This is a genomic window from Marinobacter pelagius (assembly GCF_003315345.1).
Classification (GTDB): Bacteria; Pseudomonadota; Gammaproteobacteria; order Pseudomonadales; family Oleiphilaceae; genus Marinobacter; species Marinobacter pelagius_A.
Genome location: NZ_QNRO01000011.1, coordinates 119,053 through 136,444, shown reverse-complemented (window position 1 = coordinate 136,444; position 17,392 = coordinate 119,053). Strand labels below are relative to the sequence as shown.

General features: G+C 59.7%; 18 protein-coding genes and 1 riboswitch. Of the genes, 9 read left to right on the top strand and 9 right to left on the bottom strand.

Going from position 1 to position 17,392, the window contains the following annotated elements; translation table 11 throughout:
• From DET50_RS11385 to DET50_RS11365, 5 genes are all read right to left on the bottom strand, one after another.
• Positions 1–1,202, bottom strand: a 1,202-nt coding sequence (locus DET50_RS11385; protein ID WP_147252212.1) for a cytochrome ubiquinol oxidase subunit I, incomplete at its 3' end; no start/stop codon positions are given.
• Positions 1,203–1,222: 20 nt separating this feature from the next.
• Complete coding sequence (locus DET50_RS11380; RefSeq protein ID WP_113862967.1) at positions 1,223–2,962, bottom strand: SulP family inorganic anion transporter; 1,740 nt, start codon at positions 2,960–2,962, stop codon at positions 1,223–1,225.
• A gap of 18 nt (positions 2,963–2,980) precedes the next feature.
• A complete protein-coding gene (locus tag DET50_RS11375) occupies positions 2,981–4,243 on the bottom strand; it encodes an NAD(P)/FAD-dependent oxidoreductase (RefSeq protein ID WP_113862966.1) in 1,263 nt (420 codons plus the stop codon).
• A 61-nt stretch (positions 4,244–4,304) separates the two neighbouring features.
• A complete protein-coding gene (locus DET50_RS11370; RefSeq protein WP_113862965.1) occupies positions 4,305–4,721 on the bottom strand; it encodes a protein tyrosine phosphatase family protein in 417 nt (138 codons plus the stop codon).
• Positions 4,722–4,734: 13 nt separating this feature from the next.
• Entirely contained in the window at positions 4,735–5,601 is an 867-nt protein-coding gene (locus DET50_RS11365; protein ID WP_113862964.1) for an MBL fold metallo-hydrolase, read from the bottom strand.
• Between the two features lie 154 nt (positions 5,602–5,755).
• Positions 5,756–5,859, top strand: a riboswitch (TPP riboswitch).
• Between the two features lie 49 nt (positions 5,860–5,908).
• Here DET50_RS11365 and thiB point away from each other — a divergent pair.
• The 7 genes from thiB to DET50_RS11330 are packed head-to-tail and all read left to right on the top strand — an operon-like array spanning position 5,909 to position 12,805.
• Positions 5,909–6,913: a thiamine ABC transporter substrate binding subunit gene (gene thiB / locus DET50_RS11360; protein ID WP_113862963.1), complete on the top strand. Its 1,005-nt coding sequence runs from the start codon at positions 5,909–5,911 to the stop codon at positions 6,911–6,913.
• Complete coding sequence (thiP, locus tag DET50_RS11355) at positions 6,913–8,598, top strand: thiamine/thiamine pyrophosphate ABC transporter permease (protein ID WP_113862962.1); 1,686 nt, start codon at positions 6,913–6,915, stop codon at positions 8,596–8,598. Before thiB ends, thiP begins: the two co-directional genes overlap by 1 nt.
• A complete protein-coding gene (locus DET50_RS11350; protein WP_113862961.1) occupies positions 8,591–9,205 on the top strand; it encodes a thiamine ABC transporter ATP-binding protein in 615 nt (204 codons plus the stop codon). Before thiP ends, DET50_RS11350 begins: the two co-directional genes overlap by 8 nt.
• Positions 9,206–9,258: 53 nt before the next feature.
• Positions 9,259–10,422, top strand: coding sequence for an ABC transporter permease (locus DET50_RS11345; RefSeq protein WP_113862960.1), 1,164 nt, complete (start codon positions 9,259–9,261; stop codon positions 10,420–10,422).
• A gap of 3 nt (positions 10,423–10,425) precedes the next feature.
• The gene (locus DET50_RS11340) at positions 10,426–11,262 is read left to right on the top strand and encodes an ABC transporter ATP-binding protein (RefSeq protein WP_113862959.1); all 837 of its coding nucleotides are present in this window, start codon (positions 10,426–10,428) and stop codon (positions 11,260–11,262) included.
• Positions 11,262–12,200 (top strand): MlaD family protein, encoded by a 939-nt coding sequence (locus DET50_RS11335; RefSeq protein WP_113862958.1) that lies wholly within the window; start codon positions 11,262–11,264, stop codon positions 12,198–12,200. The genes DET50_RS11340 and DET50_RS11335 overlap by 1 nt, the downstream gene beginning before the upstream one ends.
• Entirely contained in the window at positions 12,197–12,805 is a 609-nt protein-coding gene (locus tag DET50_RS11330) for an ABC-type transport auxiliary lipoprotein family protein (RefSeq protein WP_113862957.1), read from the top strand. The genes DET50_RS11335 and DET50_RS11330 overlap by 4 nt, the downstream gene beginning before the upstream one ends.
• Before the next feature lie 22 nt (positions 12,806–12,827).
• Here the strand turns inward: DET50_RS11330 and pgsA are convergent, their stop codons facing one another.
• Genes pgsA through DET50_RS11310 form a run of 4 tightly spaced genes read right to left on the bottom strand, consistent with a single transcriptional unit; the run spans position 12,828 to position 16,190 of the window.
• Entirely contained in the window at positions 12,828–13,379 is a 552-nt protein-coding gene (gene pgsA, locus DET50_RS11325; protein WP_113862956.1) for a CDP-diacylglycerol--glycerol-3-phosphate 3-phosphatidyltransferase, read from the bottom strand.
• 7 nt (positions 13,380–13,386) lie between these two features.
• Entirely contained in the window at positions 13,387–15,249 is a 1,863-nt protein-coding gene (gene uvrC / locus DET50_RS11320; protein ID WP_113862955.1) for an excinuclease ABC subunit UvrC, read from the bottom strand.
• Positions 15,233–15,892, bottom strand: a complete 660-nt coding sequence (uvrY, locus tag DET50_RS11315; protein ID WP_092002311.1) for a UvrY/SirA/GacA family response regulator transcription factor — start codon at positions 15,890–15,892, stop codon at positions 15,233–15,235. Before uvrY ends, uvrC begins: the two co-directional genes overlap by 17 nt.
• Before the next feature lie 46 nt (positions 15,893–15,938).
• The gene (locus DET50_RS11310; RefSeq protein ID WP_113862954.1) at positions 15,939–16,190 is read right to left on the bottom strand and encodes a hypothetical protein; all 252 of its coding nucleotides are present in this window, start codon (positions 16,188–16,190) and stop codon (positions 15,939–15,941) included.
• Between the two features lie 128 nt (positions 16,191–16,318).
• Between DET50_RS11310 and DET50_RS11305 the strand changes: the two genes are divergently transcribed.
• Together DET50_RS11305 and DET50_RS11300 are read left to right on the top strand one after the other, a co-directional pair.
• Positions 16,319–17,023, top strand: a complete 705-nt coding sequence (locus tag DET50_RS11305) for an AzlC family ABC transporter permease (protein ID WP_113862953.1) — start codon at positions 16,319–16,321, stop codon at positions 17,021–17,023.
• The gene (locus DET50_RS11300; RefSeq protein WP_113862952.1) at positions 17,016–17,357 is read left to right on the top strand and encodes a branched-chain amino acid transporter permease; all 342 of its coding nucleotides are present in this window, start codon (positions 17,016–17,018) and stop codon (positions 17,355–17,357) included. Before DET50_RS11305 ends, DET50_RS11300 begins: the two co-directional genes overlap by 8 nt.
• Positions 17,358–17,392: the final 35 nt, after the last annotated feature.

Sequence of the window (17,392 nt, the reverse complement as noted above, 5' to 3'; positions counted from 1 at the left end):
GTCAGGGACGGGGTCACCGCCGAGGCCTGGTCCATGATGCCGTACACCAGCCACGGGGCCCGGCCCACTTCGGTGACGAACCAGCCGGTCAGCACGGCAATGAACGGGGCAATGCTCATCACCCGCAGCACCTGCAGGAACCAGGTGGACTGGAAGTAGCGGCCACCCCGGCGCAGCGCCAGGCCGGTCAGGCCCACCAGGATCATCAGGGTGCCGATACCCACCATGATCCGGAACGACCAGAACACAATGGCCACCGGGGGCTGCTCTTCCCGGGGCACGTCCTTCAGGCCCGGAACCACACCGTCCCACTCGTGGGTCAGGATCAGGCTGGCCAGGCTGGGAATACCGATCTCGAAGTGGTTGGTCTGGGCTTCCTGGTCGGGAATGGCAAACAGCAACAGCGGCACGTTGGGGGAGGTCTCCCAGTTGCCTTCCATCGCCGCCACTTTGGTGGGCTGGTGCTCCAGGGTGTTCAGGCCGTGGAAGTCACCCACGATCAGCTGGGCCGGGGCAATGAACAGGATCAGCCACAGGCACATGGACAGCGCCTTGCGGTTGGCTTCCACTTCCCGGCCCCGGAGGAGGTACCAGGCACTGACGCCAGCCACCACGAAACTGCCGGTCAGGAACGAGGCCAGGCCCATGTGCATGAACCGGTACGGGAAGGAGGGATTGAAGATCGCCTCACTCCAGGAGGTGACGTGGAAGACGCCGTTGATCAGCTCGAAGCCGGCCGGGGTCTGCATCCAGCTGTTAGCGGCAAGAATCCAGAACGACGAGATGAAGGTGCCGGTGGCCACCATGATGGCGGCGAACAGGTGCACGCCGGCCGGGACCTTGTTGCGACCGAACAGCAGCACGCCCAGGAATGCCGCTTCCAGGAAGAAGGCGGTGATCACCTCATAGCTGAGTACCGGCCCGAGGAAGTTGGCGGTGGCCTGGGAGAAGTTGCTCCAGTTGGTCCCGAACTGGAACGACATCACGATGCCCGAGACTACGCCCATGCCGAAGACCACGGCAAAGACCTTGGTCCAGAAGGTAGACAACTTCAGCCACACCGGATTGCCGGTCTTGAAGCCCAGGGCTTCCAGCACCGCAATATAGGAAGCCAAACCGATGGTAAACACCGGAAAGATGGCGTGAAATGACACCACGAACGCGAACTGGATTCGCGATAGCAACAGAGGATCAAGTTCCATGGGAACCCCCAGAAGGATCGTCAGTTAGTTTTAAAAAGAATAGTTGGCTTTTTTGCAAGCGCCTTCCATGCATCGTAGGTACTGAGAAAAATCTGACCGGTCAGCTCCTCGCAGAAATGGGTACGTTTCAGGCGATCCATAACCGGCCCTTTCACTTCAGACAAATGCAAATGGATACCCGCATCTTCCAGACGGCTGTTGATCGCTTCCAGGCTTTCCAGGGCAGAAGCATCAATTTCATTGACCGCCTGGCATGCCAGCACGAGGTTTTTCATTTCCGGGTTGTCGGATACCAGCTCCAGAACCGTTTCCTCGAGATAACGGGCGTTGGCGAAATACAGGCTCTCGTCTACTCGCAGAACAACAGTACTGTCGTCGATTTCCACCTTGTGGCGCTGAACGTTCCGGAAGTGTTCCGTACCCGGTATCCGTCCCACCACAGCGCTGTGGGGTCGACTGGTCCGATACAGGTACAGCCCGATCGACAGCGCAACCCCCACAATAATGCCGGCCTCGACCCCATGAACCAGGGTCAGGATGATCGTGGCCAACATGGCCGCTCCGTCCGCCTTCGAGTAAGCCAGAGTCCGCTTGATAGCCGGCAGGTCAATCAGCGTGCTCACGGCGATGATGATGGTCGCCGCCAAGGTCGCCTTGGGCAGAAATGCGAGCAGTCCGGTCAGGGTAAGCGTCGCCACGGCGATACCGACCGCGGTCAGAGCACCGGCAATCGGTGTCTGGGCACCGGCCTCGAAGTTGACAACGGATCTTGAGAATCCGCCCGATACCGGCGAACCACCGCTGACGCCTGCGGCCACGTTGGCCAGGCCCAGGGCAATCAGCTCGGAATCAGGATCAATCCGCTGACGCCTCTTGGCCGCAAGGGTCTGCGCAACCGAAACAGACTCCACAAAACCGACGAGACTGATCAGGATCGCAGCAGGCACCAGGGTTGCCCAGATATCCGGATCCATGGACGGCAGCCTGATGTCGGGAAGACCGCTGGGCACTTCTCCCACCAGGTTTACCCCCGTAGCGCCAAGATCGAAATACCAGGCCGCGGCTGTGGTGACGATGACCGCAGTAACCGGTGCTGCCTTGGTGGTCAGGTCCGCCAGCCGCTCGGGAAACCCGATACCGGTCAGGCCCCGCTTGAGAAACTTACGACACAGATACAGGAAGACCAGGGCTCCACCACCAATCACCAGAGTGACCGGATTGATTCCGCCCAGCTGCAGCCACAGCCCCTCAGCCATTTCCAGCAGATTGTGGCCGCCGCCCTGGATACCGAGGATATGACCAAGCTGGCTGCCGGCGATGAGGATGCCCGACGCAGTCACAAACCCGGATATCACCGGATGACTGAGAAAATTGGCCAGAAAGCCAAGTCGCAAAAGGCCCATGGCAAAAAGCATGACGCCGGAAAGCGAGGCCAGCACCAGCGCGGCACCGACGTACTCGGGAGTGCCGGCTTCGGCAATACCACCGAGTGCAGAGGCCGTCATAAGGGAGGCAACCGCCACAGGTCCGACGGCTAGCGTCGCACTGGTTCCAAACAGTGCGTACGCCACCAGCGGGATCATACTGGCGTACAGGCCAACCTCGGGCGGAAGACCTGCCAGCAAGGCATAGGCAAGTGCCTGGGGCACCAGCATCAGGGTAACAATCACTGCAGCCAGCGCATCGCTGACAAACGTGTCACCCCTGTAGTCCTTGAGCCAGTTCAGAATGGGCAGGAACCGGGCTAACCGATCCGACATGTTTCTCACTCCCTGATATCAGACGTTTCGTGCAGCCGGTGCCGCCATCCATTCCCTACCCTTCAGCATCCCGTTCCAGTATAGCCAGGGCAGCTGCTTCGCTTTCAGCCACCAGGCCATTCGGGTTGCCTTCGTGCCGTCATTGATCCAGCTGGGGAAGCTTGGCTGGAGCTTACCACCATAGCCGAACTCGGCAAGGACGATCCTGCCCCGCTCTACCGTCAGCGGACAGGAACCGTAGCCGAGATAAGCCGCGGGCAGCTCTTTATCCATCAGCGACGCAAGGAGGTTTGCCGCTACAACCGGGGCCTGCTTTCGCACCGCCGCCATGGTCTTGGCATTGGGTGTTCCGCTCGCATCTCCCAGCCCGAATATAGTCGGGTATCGGATGTGCTGCAGGGTTTCGGAATCGAGGTCGGTCCAACCCTCGGGGTTGGCCAGCCCTGATTCAGCGATAAAACGCGGGGCGCGCTGGGCAGGAACAACGTGGAGCATATCGAACGGGCGATCAAGAATTTCCTGCTCATCGCCGGTGCGCCTGACAAAACGGGCGGTCTTACCCTTGCCATCAACTGCGATGAGTCGCTCTTCAAAGCACAGCTCAATCCCGTAGCGGTCCACATATTTCTGGAGCTCAGGCACGTAATCCTCAACGCCGAAGAGCACTTGCCCTGCGGAATGATAAGAAACATCGATGTTCTCCAGCCTGCCTTTACGGCGCCATTCATCCGCCGACAGATACATGGCCTTCTGGGGCGCGCCGGCACATTTGATCGGCATCGGAGGCTGCACAAACAGCGCCTTGCCTTTTTCCAGCTGCTCCACGAGGGACCAGGTGTAGGGTGCGAGATCGTAGCGATAGTTTGACGTGACACCGTTCTGGCCCAGGGTTTCTTCAAGACCGGCCACTGCGCCCCAGTCCAGCACCAATCCAGGAGCCAGAACCAGACGCTGGTACCCGATACGCCGACGATCGGTCAGGGTAACCACCTGGGCGTCAGGATCCACCTGTTCTGCGGCTACCCGATACCACTGGCAACCACTGGGGATAACGGTTTCGGTCTTGCGGCGTGTACTTTCTGCGGAAAATACGCCGCCACCAACCATGGTCCAGCCCGGCTGGTAGTAATGAATTTCACAGGAATCAATGATTGCGATGTCCAGGTCCTTCTGGCGTTTCAACAGGCTTGCAGCGGTCGCAATTCCGCCAGCCCCGGCCCCGATGATGACCACATCATGGTATTTCAGGAAGGATTGATCGACGTCTTGGTTTGGTTTCATCTGGTCTTCAACTCCGCGATAGCAAGGGACCTCCCTGTCCGTCGAGCTCAATATTCAAACGTTACTTTTCCAGCAGTTCCTGGATGGGCTGAGGATCATGGCCAGCCTCATGGGCCGCCTTGAGGAGCATCGGGATATTGCACTGAGGTTCCCGGGCACGAGCCTGGGCCCACATTTGAACGGCGCGACGGCCGGTCCGGCAAAACCCGAGGATGGGGGAAGGCACGCGTTCCAGAGCTTGGCCGAACGCTTCCACGTCGGCGTCGGAATACTCACCGGATGCCACCGGGACACATACCCATTCAAGACCGGCATTGGCGGCCGCCTCTGCGTAGGCCTCCTCACCAGCATAACCCTCTTCCCCCGGACGCCGGTTACAGATCAGCGTCCGGAAGCCCTTTTCCCGGATTTCCGGGAGATCTTCGATAGCCACGGTATCCGCAACCGCGAACTCCGGTTCAAGATAATGAATCTTCATGGCATACCCTCTGTCAGAAGCGATTGATAGGCACTTTCAGGTAAACCTGTCCGTTGTCCTCGGCGGGAGGCATCTCACCTGCCCGCATGTTCACCTGCACTGACGGCAGGATCAGGCGGGGCATGCTGAGCGTGGCATCCCGTTCGGTCCGCAGCCGGACGAAATCGTCTTCGGTCATGCCTTCGCGAACGTGAATATTGTTGGCCCGTTGCTCTGCAACCGTGGTTTCATGCTGGAACTCGTCTCGGCCCGGCGCCTTGTAGTCGTGGCACAGGAAGATTCGGGTCTCGCCAGGCAGCGCTAGAACCTTCTGAACCGAGCGATAAAGGGTGTGAGCGTCACCGCCGGGAAAATCACAGCGGGCAGTGCCGGAATCCGGCGCAAACAGGGTGTCGCCGACAAAGGCTGCGTCACCGATGACGTACGTCAGGCACGCAGGCGTATGGCCGGGGGTATGCAGAACCCGCCCTTCCAGGTTACCGATTTGGAAGGTATCTCCTTCCTCGAACAGCCGATCAAACTGGCTGCCGTCACGGGCAAACTCGGTTCCGGCGTTGAAGGCCTTGCCGAAAATCTCCTGCACGTCGACGATCTTCTGGCCGATGCCGGTCTTGCCACCGAGCTGTTCCTGCAGGTAAGGCGCTGCAGAAAGATGGTCAGCGTGAACATGGGTTTCGAGTATCCACTCGACCTTCAGGCCGCCATCTTTTATGAATCGGATGATTTCGTCGGCGGAACGGACATCGGTCCGGCCGGCGGCGTAGTCGAAATCCAGCACGGAATCCACGATGGCGCAGACGTTGCTGTCGGGATCCTGTACTACGTAGCTGAACGTATTGGTCGGTTCATCAAAGAAATGTGTGACTACAGGCATTTGCATAGTCATTCCTCCGTCGGGAGTGTCTGTCGTTACGTCACACACTTAATCATACTTTTGGTTCTAAGCATAGCTCCTTTGGATATATGCGACACAATGACGCTGATAGGCAAAGTCGATGACTGGCCGGCAGCAAAGGCTAACGTGCTATACTGTGCGCCACTCAACGGGGTGCCCTTCGCATGAAAACAGAGGGCTGAGACCATACCCGCGGAACCTGATCCGGCTCGTACCGGCGAAGGGATTGAGTATTCACCTTTCCGGTGAAACCGCGGCATGGCTCCCCAGATCGAATCCGAGGAAACAAACCATGCTGAGACACTCCCTCACCCTTTTCGCAGGCATTGCGCTGCCCCTGCTGGCCAGTGGCCAGGGCAACAATACCCTGACCGTCTACACCCACCCGTCATTCGCCGCCGAATGGGGACCCGGCCCCGGCGTAAAGGAAGCGTTCGAACACCAGTGTGACTGCACCCTCGAATATGTGGTCCTTGATAGCGGAGGCGACATACTTCAGCGACTGCGCCTTGAGGGAAACTCCACCGACGCAGACGTCGTTCTCGGGCTGGACACGGGCACCATGGAAACCGCCCGTCAGACCGGTCTGCTTGCTCCCCACAGCATCGCGCTAGAGTCTCTTGATCTGCCCATCGACTGGCAGGATTCCCTGTTCGTACCCTACGACTGGGGCTATTTTGCCTTCGTGTATGACACCGAACAGTTACCCAACCCTCCGAAGAGCCTGGAGGAACTGGTCAACGCACCCGAGGAACTCCAGATCATTATCCAGGACCCCCGGACGAGCACACCAGGGCTAGGGCTGCTGCTCTGGATGAAGGCCGTCTACGGTGAACAGGCCGGCGAAAAGTGGCAAGCCCTCAGTGACAACATCCTTACCACCACCAAGAGCTGGAGTGACGGCTACTTCTCACTGTTCATGAACGGTGAGGCGCCGATGATTCTTTCCTACTCAACCTCCCCGGCCTATCACATGGCCGTCGACAAAACCGACCGTTACCAGGCGGCCGAATTCGATGAGGGGCATTACCTGCAGGTGGAAGTGGCGGCCCTGGTTGAACCCTCCGAGCAGAAAGCACTCGCGCGGGACTTCCTGCAGTTCATGCTGACTGCGGATTTCCAGCGCCATATTCCGCTGAAGAACGTGATGTACCCGGCCATCGATCTGGGGGATGAGTTACCGGAGGTGTTTGATCGTCTGATCCAGCCGGACAACACCCTGTTTATCGATCCGGCCACCGTGGCCGAAAAACGCAAATCCTGGTTGGATGAATGGCTCAACGCCATGATTCCATAATGCGTCAATTCCCGTTCGGTTCTACCCAGGCGCCACTCAGCCACCCGGGTTGGCAGATCGGCCCTGGCCTGATCATCGCCGGCAGCCTGTTGGCATTGACCATCGCTGGTCTGGCAGCGCTGCTCTGGCAGGCTCACCTCCCAGAGGTGGCGGAGCTCTGGCAGAACCGGTATCTCGGCAATGTCATCCGTTTCACGATCTGGCAGGCCACCCTGTCCACTGCGCTCAGCCTGGTCCTGGGGTTGCTCATCGCGCTTGCCCTGGCTCGGCAGCCACGCTTCCGGGGCCGGAGCCTGCTGTTACGGATGATGGAACTGAGTCTGGTTCTGCCAACGATCGTGGCGGTTTCCGGGCTGGTGGGGGTTTATGGCCGGCACGGCTGGCTGACTTCAGTGGTTGAACACTGGACCACCGTGCGCTGGAATCTCTACGGGCTTAACGGCATCGTACTGGCCCACGTATTCTTCAATGCACCGTTGGCCGGCCGGATCCTGCTGCAGGCGCTGGAATCGGTTCCCGCACCACGGCGGCGGGTCGCCAGTCAGCTGGGTCTGACAGGCTGGTGGCTCTGGCGGACCCTCGATTGGCCAGCCGTGCGCCGGGTCTTGCCCGGCATCGCCGCCCTGGTATTTACCCTCTGCTTTACCAGTTTTGCGATCGTCATGACCCTGGGTGGCGGCCCGGCATCCACGACCCTGGAAGTCGCGATTTACCAGTCTCTGCGCTTCGAATTTGACTTCGGTCGTGCCGCCCTTCTGGCGATTGTGCAGCTCGCAATCTGTGGTGCCATCTGGCTCTTTATGGTGCGTCGAGGTTTGTCGGCTAACCTTTCGCCACAAAGGAGTTTTTCAGAAACAATTCGCCGGCCGGACGGCCAGGGTATCACGCGGCTACGGGATGCGGCCCTGCTTGTTTGTATCGCCCTTTTTCTGCTACTTCCCCTTGCCGCAATCCTGCTGCAGGGCCTGCCGGGGCTTGTCACTGTTGCTGTTGATGGTGGCACCTCCCTGGCGGATCTGGCAGAGGCAACGCTGCGAAGCTTCGCCATTGCCCTACCCGCCGGCGCGTTTTCAGTGCTGTCGGCGCTCCTTGTACTGGCCCTCGCCGGTCGGGGTGGTCCGCATCTGGCCAGGTTGTCTTCGGTGGCAACCGCTGTCCCCCTGATGGTCCCTCCGATCGTCCTTGGAACGGGTCTGTTTCTGCTCCTCCGGCGGAGCCTGGGGCACTCCTCGCAGGGGCTGGCACTGGTTGCGCTGATTAATGGTCTGATGGCCCTGCCATTTGTCACCCAGCTCCTCAAGGGGCCGTTGGCAGGCCTGGATCAGGCCACGGCACAGCAGGCGGACCAGCTCGGAGTACTGGGCTGGTACCGCTGGCGCTGGCTGCACTGGCCCCGGCTCAAGCGTCCGCTCGCCCTGGCCATGGCCTATGGCACCGGCCTGTCACTGGGAGACTTCGGGGTTATCGCACTGTTCGGCACGCCAGGGCAACCTACAGTGCCGGTCCTCCTTTACCAACAACTGGGCAGTTACCGCATGGAACTGGCGGCCGGCACTGCCCTGTGGCTGCTCACTCTCCTGCTGTTGGTATTCGCGACCTTCAACTTGCCCGGTTATAGAAAGCGCAAGCAGAGCAGGCACCAGAACGATGCGTTAAATACTCTTGCGGAGGCCCGCCATGCTTGACGTGAAGAACCTGACCTTCCGCTACCCGGATACAGAAACCACCTGGCGTTTCACCTTTCAGGTCGACCATGGGCAATGCATTGCCATCAACGGCCCCAGTGGATCCGGAAAGTCTACGCTCCTGAATTTGCTCGCCGGCTTTCTGACACCGGAATCGGGCACCATCCACTGGCAGTCGAGATTGCTGAACGATCTTCCACCCTGGGATCGACCGGTAACCAGCCTGTTCCAGGAACATAACCTGTTCGAACATCTGGACGTACAGACCAACATTGGCCTGGGTATGCATCCCGGACTCAAGCTGAGTGCGGAGCAGAAACAGGCTATCTCCCGAGGGCTTGCCAGCGTTGGTATGGCCGGCTTCGAAAGTCGCATGCCCGGGGACCTGTCCGGCGGGCAACGTCAGCGTGTAGCCTTGTTGCGGGCGCTACTAAGGGACCAGCCCATCCTGCTCCTGGATGAGCCTCTCACGGGCCTCGATGCGGAAGCATGCACGCAGTTACGGTCCTTGCTGCTCCGGCACAAGGCCGCTGGCAAGGTTCTGGTACTCGCCAGTCACGATGCGGAAGATCGAAAGATACTGGCGGATAAGCAGTTGAATCTCTAAGCTGTCATTAGCTTGATATTCAATAACTTCCCGAGGCCCGGACGTATCCAAAGATGGAACCACGCCCTTCCCAGTCCCAGGCATCTGACCCTATCGGATCCCGTCCCGGCAATGCCCGGTTCGAGTCCGGCGGGCTGACCATTACCGGCGACTGGACCCTTTCGGGCTATCACTCACTGTTGCAGCAACTGGCCGCACTCCCCGCCGGGGCCAAAACTCCCGATAGACTGGACCTTTCGGCCCTGGAGCACATTGACACAGCCGGCGCCTCGGTACTGGCATCCTTTCTAGGACCGGAAACTCTGGAGCAGCATGTCTCCGCCGAGGAGATACTGCCGGAGGAAAAGGCGGCCCTGCTGCTGGCCGTTGCCCGGTCCCTGGAAGACTGGCAGGAGCCGTTACCGCCAAAGGTTTCACCGGTTCGCCTGTTCCTGGGCCACACCGGCCAGCAGGTGGAAGCTCTGGGGCATCTGATCTGGGTGTTACTCGGATTCATCGGCCAGACCCTTGCTACGCTGGCCTGGGTGCTGCCGCGGCCGAAGCGCTGGCGGGTGACGCCGTTCGTCGCCTCGATCCAGGACACCGGGTTGAACGCCTTGCCCATCGTTGCCCTGCTGACCTTTCTGGTCGGTGCCGTGGTCGCCTTTCTCGGTGCCACGGTACTGGAGGACTTCGGTGCCACCATTTATACCGTCAACCTGGTGGCCTTCTCGTTCCTGCGGGAATTCGGCGTGTTGCTCGCCGCCATCCTGCTGGCAGGCCGGACCGCCAGTTCGTTCACAGCCCATATTGGCGCCATGAAGGTCAACGAGGAACTGGATGCCATCCGCACCCTGGGGTTGAGTCCCATTGAACTGCTGGTGCTCCCCCGGGTTCTGGCCATGATGATCAGCCTTCCCATCCTGACCTTTGTCGGCATGATGGCCGGTATGGTAGGCGGCGCACTGGTGTGCGTGCTGTCACTGGACATCACCCTCACCCAATTCCTGGCCATTGTCGAGCGGGATATCGCCCTGCGCCATTTCCTGGTGGGTATCTCCAAGGCGCCTGTCTTTGCCTTCCTGATTGCAGTGATTGGCTGTCTGGAGGGTTTCAAGGTGGGCGGCAGCGCCCAGTCCGTGGGCGAACACACCACGTCCAGTGTGGTCCAGTCCATCTTCATCGTAATACTGCTGGACGCCATCGCTGCGCTATTCTTTATGGAAATGGGGTGGTAACCAATGGCGGCAGTAGCAGGTACCAGGCAGTCACAACATCAGGCAGAACCGATTATTAAGGTCAGCAACCTCTGTAACCGTTTCGGGGAACACGTTGTCCACGAGGATCTGGACCTGAACCTGTTCCGGGGAGAAATCCTCGGCGTGGTGGGCGGCTCAGGCACCGGAAAATCGGTGCTGCTGCGTAGCATCATCGGTCTGCGCAAACCCACCTCCGGTAACATCCGGGTCTTTGGCGAAACGCTGGACGCCCTGTCTCCGCGAGCCCGCTCCCGAATGGAGCAACGTTTTGGTGTCCTGTTCCAGGGAGGAGCACTGTTTACCTCGCTGAACCTGCAGGAAAACATTGCCGTTCCCCTGATCGAACACGCCGGGCTCAAGCGCCCTGATGCAGAGCGGGTGGCACGCATGAAGCTTGCCCTGACCGGCCTGCCACCAGATGCCGCCCTCAAGTATCCCGCGGAACTGTCCGGTGGTATGGTCAAACGTGCGAGCCTGGCGCGGGCCCTGGCGCTGGATCCGGAAATCCTGTTCCTGGATGAGCCCACGGCGGGCCTGGATCCGATTGGCGCAGCGGCTTTTGATGAGCTGATCGTGACCCTCCGCAACGCCCTGGGCCTGACGGTTTTCCTGGTCACCCATGACCTGGACACCCTGTATTCCACCTGCGACCGGGTCGCCGTGTTGTCACAAAAACGGGTACTGGTGGCAGACACCCTGGAAACCGTTGCGGTCAACCCGGATGAATGGATACAGGATTACTTCAATGGTCCACGAGGCCGGGCTGCGAGCTATGCCGCGGCGAACCGAACACAGAGGCAACAAGGAGAAAACGTCTGATGGAGCCCCGGGCTCACCACGTCATTATTGGCCTGTTCACTGTCCTGGCGGTTGGCGCAGCACTGATCTTCGCGCTGTGGCTGGGCAAATCCTCGGCGGACCGGGAATGGGCGTATTATCAGATCGGCTTCGATCATCCGATCTCCGGCCTCTCCGAAGGGAATCCAGTGCTGTACAGCGGCGTCCCGGTGGGCGAGGTGCTCGAGTTAACGCTCGACCCGGACAACCCGAGCCACGTTCGTGTACTGGTCCGGGTCGACAAGGAAGTGCCCATTCGCAAGGACACTCACGTCGGCCTGATCCTCGCCAATATCACCGGCAGTATGAGTGTGCAGTTCCGGGGCGGCACCAAAGACAGCCCCGTGCTTGAGGGGAATCGCAATAACCCGCCCCTGATCACGGCAGACCCGTCAGCCTTCAGCAGCCTGCTGACCAATGGCGAGGCGCTGATCGAGAAAACCGAGATCCTGCTCACCAATGCCAACAACCTGTTCTCAGAGACAAACCTGGACAACATGGCCAGTATTCTTGAAAACACCCGAAACGCCACCGATTCACTACTGGCCCAGCGGGAGGAGCTGCTGGCGCTCATGGAGCAGTTCGATGCCGCAGGGGTTCGGGCGGAAGAAGCCGCCATCAAGGTCTCCAGCGTATCCGATAACGCCAATGCCATCCTGCTGGAAAAGGTTGCACCGGTGCTCAACTCCATGGACCAGGCGCTATCGACGCTGCAGCCGGCTCTGGCCCGAATCGATGAGCTGACCCGAAATAATGAGGGTGCGCTGGATGCCGGCCTCCAGGGTCTAGGCGAGCTGACGCCCGCCATCCGCGAGCTTCGCAGCGCCCTGCGCAACCTGAACCAGTTTGCGACACGGCTGGAGGCAAACCCTGCGGGCACCCTGCTCGGTGGTTCCAACATCAAGGAAGTTGAGCAATGAGAAGCGGTTTTCGAGCGGTCACCCCGCTGATAGCGTCATTTGCCATGACCGCCTGTACGATCTTTCCAACCCCGGAGGCGCCCCGTGTCATGGACCTGGGCTCTGTCGATTCAGTTCAGGGCCTGGAAACCCGTCATGCCAGGACCCTGAGGGTGGATACGCCCCTGGCGTCCGAGCCGGTGAACGGAACCCGTATCCTCACCAAGCCAACCCCCCATGAATTCCAGATGTACGGCAATGCCCGCTGGCGTGACAGCGCACCGGTACTGGTTCGCGATTACCTGATCGACATCCTTCGCCAGAGCCAGGGGTTTGCCAATGTTGTGACCGACACCAGTGCGGCCAGCACAGACCTGACGCTGATCAGTGAGCTCTCCGCCTTCCAGGCAGAAAAAATCCAAGGGAAAACCCGGGTTGTGATTGAGCTGCACGCGGAAGTTCTGGATAACCGGACACGCAAGAGCCTGTGTGTGCGCAACAGCCGGTTAACCGAGCCCGCTGCGAGTAGTGAGCTGGACGAAGTGGTCGGAGCTTTCGGCAACACCGCCAGCCGGCTGGCGGAGGAAACCTTGCTCTGGGTGCACCGATGCCTGGAGGAAAACTGAAGCCGAAGCCCGGAAATTCCGGCTATTCCGCTTCCGGAAACAGATCCTTCCAGGCGGCTTTGAGGTAAAGGATCATGGACCAGAGGGTCAGTACCGCCGCCACATACAGCAGCGCGATGGCCACATAGGCCAGGGTCTGGCCGGGGGGAAATGCCAGCAAACCGACGATGGCCGCCATCTGGGCGGTTGTCTTGATCTTTCCGATGTAGGAAACCGCCACGCTTGCCCGACTGCCCATTTCCGCCATCCACTCCCGTAGCGCGGAAATCACGATTTCCCGGCCAATGATCACCGTGGCCGGAATGGTCAGCAGCGCGGCGGAGTGCTCTTCAATCAACACCGCCAGGGCCACCGCCACCATCAGTTTGTCCGCAACCGGATCCAGAAACGCGCCGAACGGCGTGCTCTGGTTGAGTTTGCGGGCCAGGTAGCCATCCAGCCAGTCAGTCACCCCGGCCAGGGCAAAAATCAGGGCACTGACGATGTAGCTCCACTCCACGGGCAGGTAGAAGATCACCACGAACACGGGGATCATCACGATGCGGGAGAGTGTGAGCAGGTTTGGCAGGTTCATGGGCTTCCTATTCGTTATGCAATGCTGCGTAAATCGTTTCCGCCAGGGCCTTGCTGATGCCCTGCACCTTCGTCATTTCGTCGACGCTGGCCTTGCGAATCTCCTGGATACCGCCAAAGTAGCGGATCAGTTCGCGGCGGCGTTTCGGCCCTACGCCCTCGATTCCCTCAAGAGTGGACTGCCGACGCTTCTTGTCCCGCCGCGCCCGGTGACCGGTAATAGCGAACCGGTGGGACTCGTCCCGGATATGCTGGATCAGGTGCAACGCGGGCGAATCCGCCGGTACCCGGAACACATCCCCGGTCATGGCATCTATGAGCTGCTCCATGCCGGCCCGGCGGGTAACCCCCTTCGCGACGCCGATCAGCGGAATATCGGATATTCCGAGTTCGTCGAAAACCTCCCGGGCGACATTCAACTGGCCCTTGCCGCCATCGATGAACACCAGCTCGGGACGCTTGCCGTCACTCGCAACCATCCGCCTGTACCTTCTGGTCAGCACCTGACGCATGGCGCCGTAGTCGTCGCCGGCCTTCACGTTTTCAATGTTATATAGCCGGTAGTCGCTCTTCAGCGGGCCATTCTCGTCGAAAACGACACAGGATGCGACCGTGTTTTCCCCGTGGCTGTGGCTGATATCGAAACATTCCATACGCGACGGGGTTTCCGGCAACTCCAGCAGGTCCCGCAGCGCCAGCAAACGGCGATACACGGTCTCCTTGCTGGCCAGGTGTGTAAGCAGGGTCTGCCGGGCATTGGTCATGGCCAGTTCCAGCCACCGGCGCCGCTCTCCGCGAACATTACCACGGATACGGGTCTCTCGGTTAGCCGCGTCGGAGAGCGCCTGGGCCAGCAATTCCTGACCCTCAACCTCGACCGGCACCAGAATGTCCCGGGGAATCTCGCGGCGGGTATTGCCCCCGAAATAATACTGACCGAGGAAAGCGCTGAGCAATTCCCCTTCGGTCTGTTCGATCGAATACCGGGGGAAATAATCCTTGGTGCCCAGTACCCGGCCACCACGCACAATAATCACCACAATACAGACGATTCCGGCATCCTGGGCAATCGCAATGACATCCGCATCGCCCCCGGCACTGTCCACGGATTGCTGCTCCTGGACGTGGCGCAGGTGGTTGATCTGATCCCGATAGGCCGCTGCCTTCTCGAACTCGAGATTCTTCGAGGCCGTTTCCATGGCGTTCATCAGGTCATGGATGATGGCCGGGTTCTTGCCTTCCAGGAACATGGTCGCGTGGCGAATATCTTCCTGGTATTCCTCGGGGCTGATAAACCCTACACAAGGCGCCGTACACCGGTTGATCTGGTACTGCAGGCAGGGCCTTGTCCGGTTTCTGAAATAGCTTTCACTACAAGACCTTATGCGGAAAACCTTCTGCAGAATATTAAGACTTTCCTTGACCGCTCCTGAGCTCGGAAACGGACCGAACCAGGTCCCGCCGCCTTTCTTGGTCCGCCCTCGTCGAAAGGTCAGGGACGGATAGTCCGTGTGGGAGGAAAGATAGATATAGGGGTAGGACTTGTCGTCACGCAGCAGAATGTTATAGGGCGGCCGCAGGGACTTGATCAGGTTCTGTTCCAGCAGCAAGGCTTCGGTCTCGCTGCCGGTAATGGTGACCTCGATGGAGTCGATCTTGGCGACCAGGGCTTCAGTTTTGGGTGCCAGGCCGGTTTTGCGGAAATAGCTGCTGACCCGCTTTTTCAGGTTGCGCGCCTTGCCGACATACAGCACCTCCCCCGCCGCGTCGTACATCCGGTAGACGCCGGGCCTTTCGGTCAACTGCTTCAGGAAGTTTTTGCTATCGAACTCCCCGTTCTGGTCGGGCTTGGGGTCAGACCTTGTCGGCATCCAGTAATCCAAGCCGCACGGCCATCAGGGCCAGTTCCACGTCGCTGGAGATTTCCAGCTTTTCAAAAATCCGGTAACGGTAGCTGTTGACGGTCTTGGGGCTCAGGCACAGCTTGTCAGAAATGTCCTGCACCTTCTGGCAATCCACCACCATCATCGCAATCTGCATTTCCCGCTCGGAAAGCCGCTCGAACAGCGATAGCTCACCATTCTCATCCTTGTCTCCGGAGATCTGCTTGAGCGCCATCTTCTGGGCGATTTCGGGGCTGATATAACGCTGTCCGGAATGGGCCTGACGGATGGCACGCACCATCTCCTGGATGTCCGCGCCCTTGGTGATATAGGCACTGGCGCCGCTCTGCATTACCCGGGTCGGATAGGGATCATCGGCGCAGGCGGTCACCACAATCACGCGGATGGAATCATCGATACGGAGGATCTTGCGGGTGGCCTCCAGTCCACCGATACCCGGCATACGGATATCCATAAGGACAATATCAGGCCGTTTCTTGCGCACAAACTCGATGGCGTCCTCTCCGGACGATGCCTGACCCACCACATCAATGTCGGGGTTGTCCGCCAGCATCCGGGTAATTCCGGAACGCACCAGTTCGTGGTCGTCGACAACCAATACGCTGATCAAGATTCCACCTCGCACACGGCTTCAGGAAATACAGCGGGATTCTACCCTACTCGGGCACGCCCAGTCCGGCAGTATTTTCTACCGGATCGAACCAGACCACCAGATCGCCCCGCCGGACGGCTGCCATGACACGCTCCCTCTCGGCAAAAGGGTTCTCTGTGTCATTGAGGCCATGGTAGCGGGTGCAGTACTCCTCAACCAGTCCCTGAAGCTGGTCCAAGGTGAGTAGCTCCGTATCCACCACGAACTTCTCTTCGCGCGGGTCCGGCTCTGGTTGCAGGGCTGCTTCGTCGGTCATTATCCCTCCTGTGAGTGAGGGTATGTTAAGGATTTAACGCCCCGGGTAGAAGCCCCGTAACAACAGCTCAGCTTCAAAATCCTGACATGATTCACTATCATGCGTCGCTTTCAACGGTTTGGATGCTAATGAACCAGTCTGTCTTTCGCCTGACCCTTCCCATCCTGTTCGGTTACATTCCGCTTGGAATGGCCTTCGGCGTGCTGTTCGCGACCCAGCTGGACTATCCCTGGTGGGCGGCGCCACTGATGGGCGTGCTCATCTATGCCGGGGCCGGCCAGATTCTGGCGGTCAGCCTGCTGGCCGTCGGCGCCGGCATGGTCGAGGTCTTTGTCGCTATGTTCGTTCTGAACGCCCGGCACCTGTTCTACGGGCTGTCGCTGCTGGGCCAGTTCCGGGGTGCGGGCTGGCGCAAGGCCTACCTGATTTTCGGGCTGACCGACGAAACCTATTCCCTGCTTACCAGCCGCCCCCGGGGCCCTGAGCGCCACCATGAACAGGAGGTGGACTTCCGCATTACCGGTTTTAACCAATGCTATTGGGTCATTGGCTGCGCCATCGGCGCCCTGCTGGGCGACAATGTGGCCTTCGACAGCACGGGCATCGAATTCGCCCTGGTGGCCCTGTTTATCGTGCTCACTATCGAACAGTACAAGGCCCTGAAAGACGGTTTCCCGATCTGGACCGGTGCCGCCGCGGCCGGTATCGCCATGCTGCTGTTGTCCCCGTCGCACCAGCTGATCGGGGCCATTGTCATCGTGACCGCCGTTCTGCTACTGCACTACCGCCGCCTGAAGGACGCCGGTGCAACCGAGGGCGCACACCATGGCTGACATGTCTTACCTGTTTGCCTTTATCGGCGTCGCGGCCATCGCAACCTTTGCCACCCGGGTGATCCCGTTCGTGTTCTTCGAACGCCACACCGAACACCCGCTCATCAAACACCTTGGCCGTTACCTGCCGGCTGCGGTCATGGCCCTGCTGGCGACGGTGTTCCTCACCCGTTCGGGTAACTGGAATGCCGCCCTCCCTGGCCTGGATGCGATACTGCCAGGATTGCTGGTGGTTGCCATCCATCTTTGGCGGCGCAATGCCCTGCTATCCATTGCTGCCGGCACCGCTGCTTACATGACCATCCAGCAAACGGGCTTTCTCGCGGGATACTGAGCTTTTTGCCTTTCACTCGCGTACAGCTACAGTGA

What these genes read in the sequence shown, in the direction of transcription:
- DET50_RS11380 (WP_113862967.1), bottom strand. Translation starts at nt 2,962, where the DNA reads ATGTCGGATCGGTTAGCCCGGTTCCTGCCCATTCTGAACTGGCTCAAG.
- DET50_RS11375 (WP_113862966.1), bottom strand. Translation starts at nt 4,243, where the DNA reads ATGAAACCAAACCAAGACGTCGATCAATCCTTCCTGAAATACCATGAT.
- DET50_RS11370 (WP_113862965.1), bottom strand. Translation starts at nt 4,721, where the DNA reads ATGAAGATTCATTATCTTGAACCGGAGTTCGCGGTTGCGGATACCGTG.
- DET50_RS11365 (WP_113862964.1), bottom strand. Translation starts at nt 5,601, where the DNA reads ATGCAAATGCCTGTAGTCACACATTTCTTTGATGAACCGACCAATACG.
- thiB (WP_113862963.1), top strand. Translation starts at nt 5,909, where the DNA reads ATGCTGAGACACTCCCTCACCCTTTTCGCAGGCATTGCGCTGCCCCTG.
- thiP (WP_113862962.1), top strand. Translation starts at nt 6,913, where the DNA reads ATGCGTCAATTCCCGTTCGGTTCTACCCAGGCGCCACTCAGCCACCCG.
- DET50_RS11350 (WP_113862961.1), top strand. Translation starts at nt 8,591, where the DNA reads ATGCTTGACGTGAAGAACCTGACCTTCCGCTACCCGGATACAGAAACC.
- DET50_RS11345 (WP_113862960.1), top strand. Translation starts at nt 9,259, where the DNA reads ATGGAACCACGCCCTTCCCAGTCCCAGGCATCTGACCCTATCGGATCC.
- DET50_RS11340 (WP_113862959.1), top strand. Translation starts at nt 10,426, where the DNA reads ATGGCGGCAGTAGCAGGTACCAGGCAGTCACAACATCAGGCAGAACCG.
- DET50_RS11335 (WP_113862958.1), top strand. Translation starts at nt 11,262, where the DNA reads ATGGAGCCCCGGGCTCACCACGTCATTATTGGCCTGTTCACTGTCCTG.
- DET50_RS11330 (WP_113862957.1), top strand. Translation starts at nt 12,197, where the DNA reads ATGAGAAGCGGTTTTCGAGCGGTCACCCCGCTGATAGCGTCATTTGCC.
- pgsA (WP_113862956.1), bottom strand. Translation starts at nt 13,379, where the DNA reads ATGAACCTGCCAAACCTGCTCACACTCTCCCGCATCGTGATGATCCCC.
- uvrC (WP_113862955.1), bottom strand. Translation starts at nt 15,249, where the DNA reads ATGCCGACAAGGTCTGACCCCAAGCCCGACCAGAACGGGGAGTTCGAT.
- DET50_RS11310 (WP_113862954.1), bottom strand. Translation starts at nt 16,190, where the DNA reads ATGACCGACGAAGCAGCCCTGCAACCAGAGCCGGACCCGCGCGAAGAG.
- DET50_RS11305 (WP_113862953.1), top strand. Translation starts at nt 16,319, where the DNA reads ATGAACCAGTCTGTCTTTCGCCTGACCCTTCCCATCCTGTTCGGTTAC.
- DET50_RS11300 (WP_113862952.1), top strand. Translation starts at nt 17,016, where the DNA reads ATGGCTGACATGTCTTACCTGTTTGCCTTTATCGGCGTCGCGGCCATC.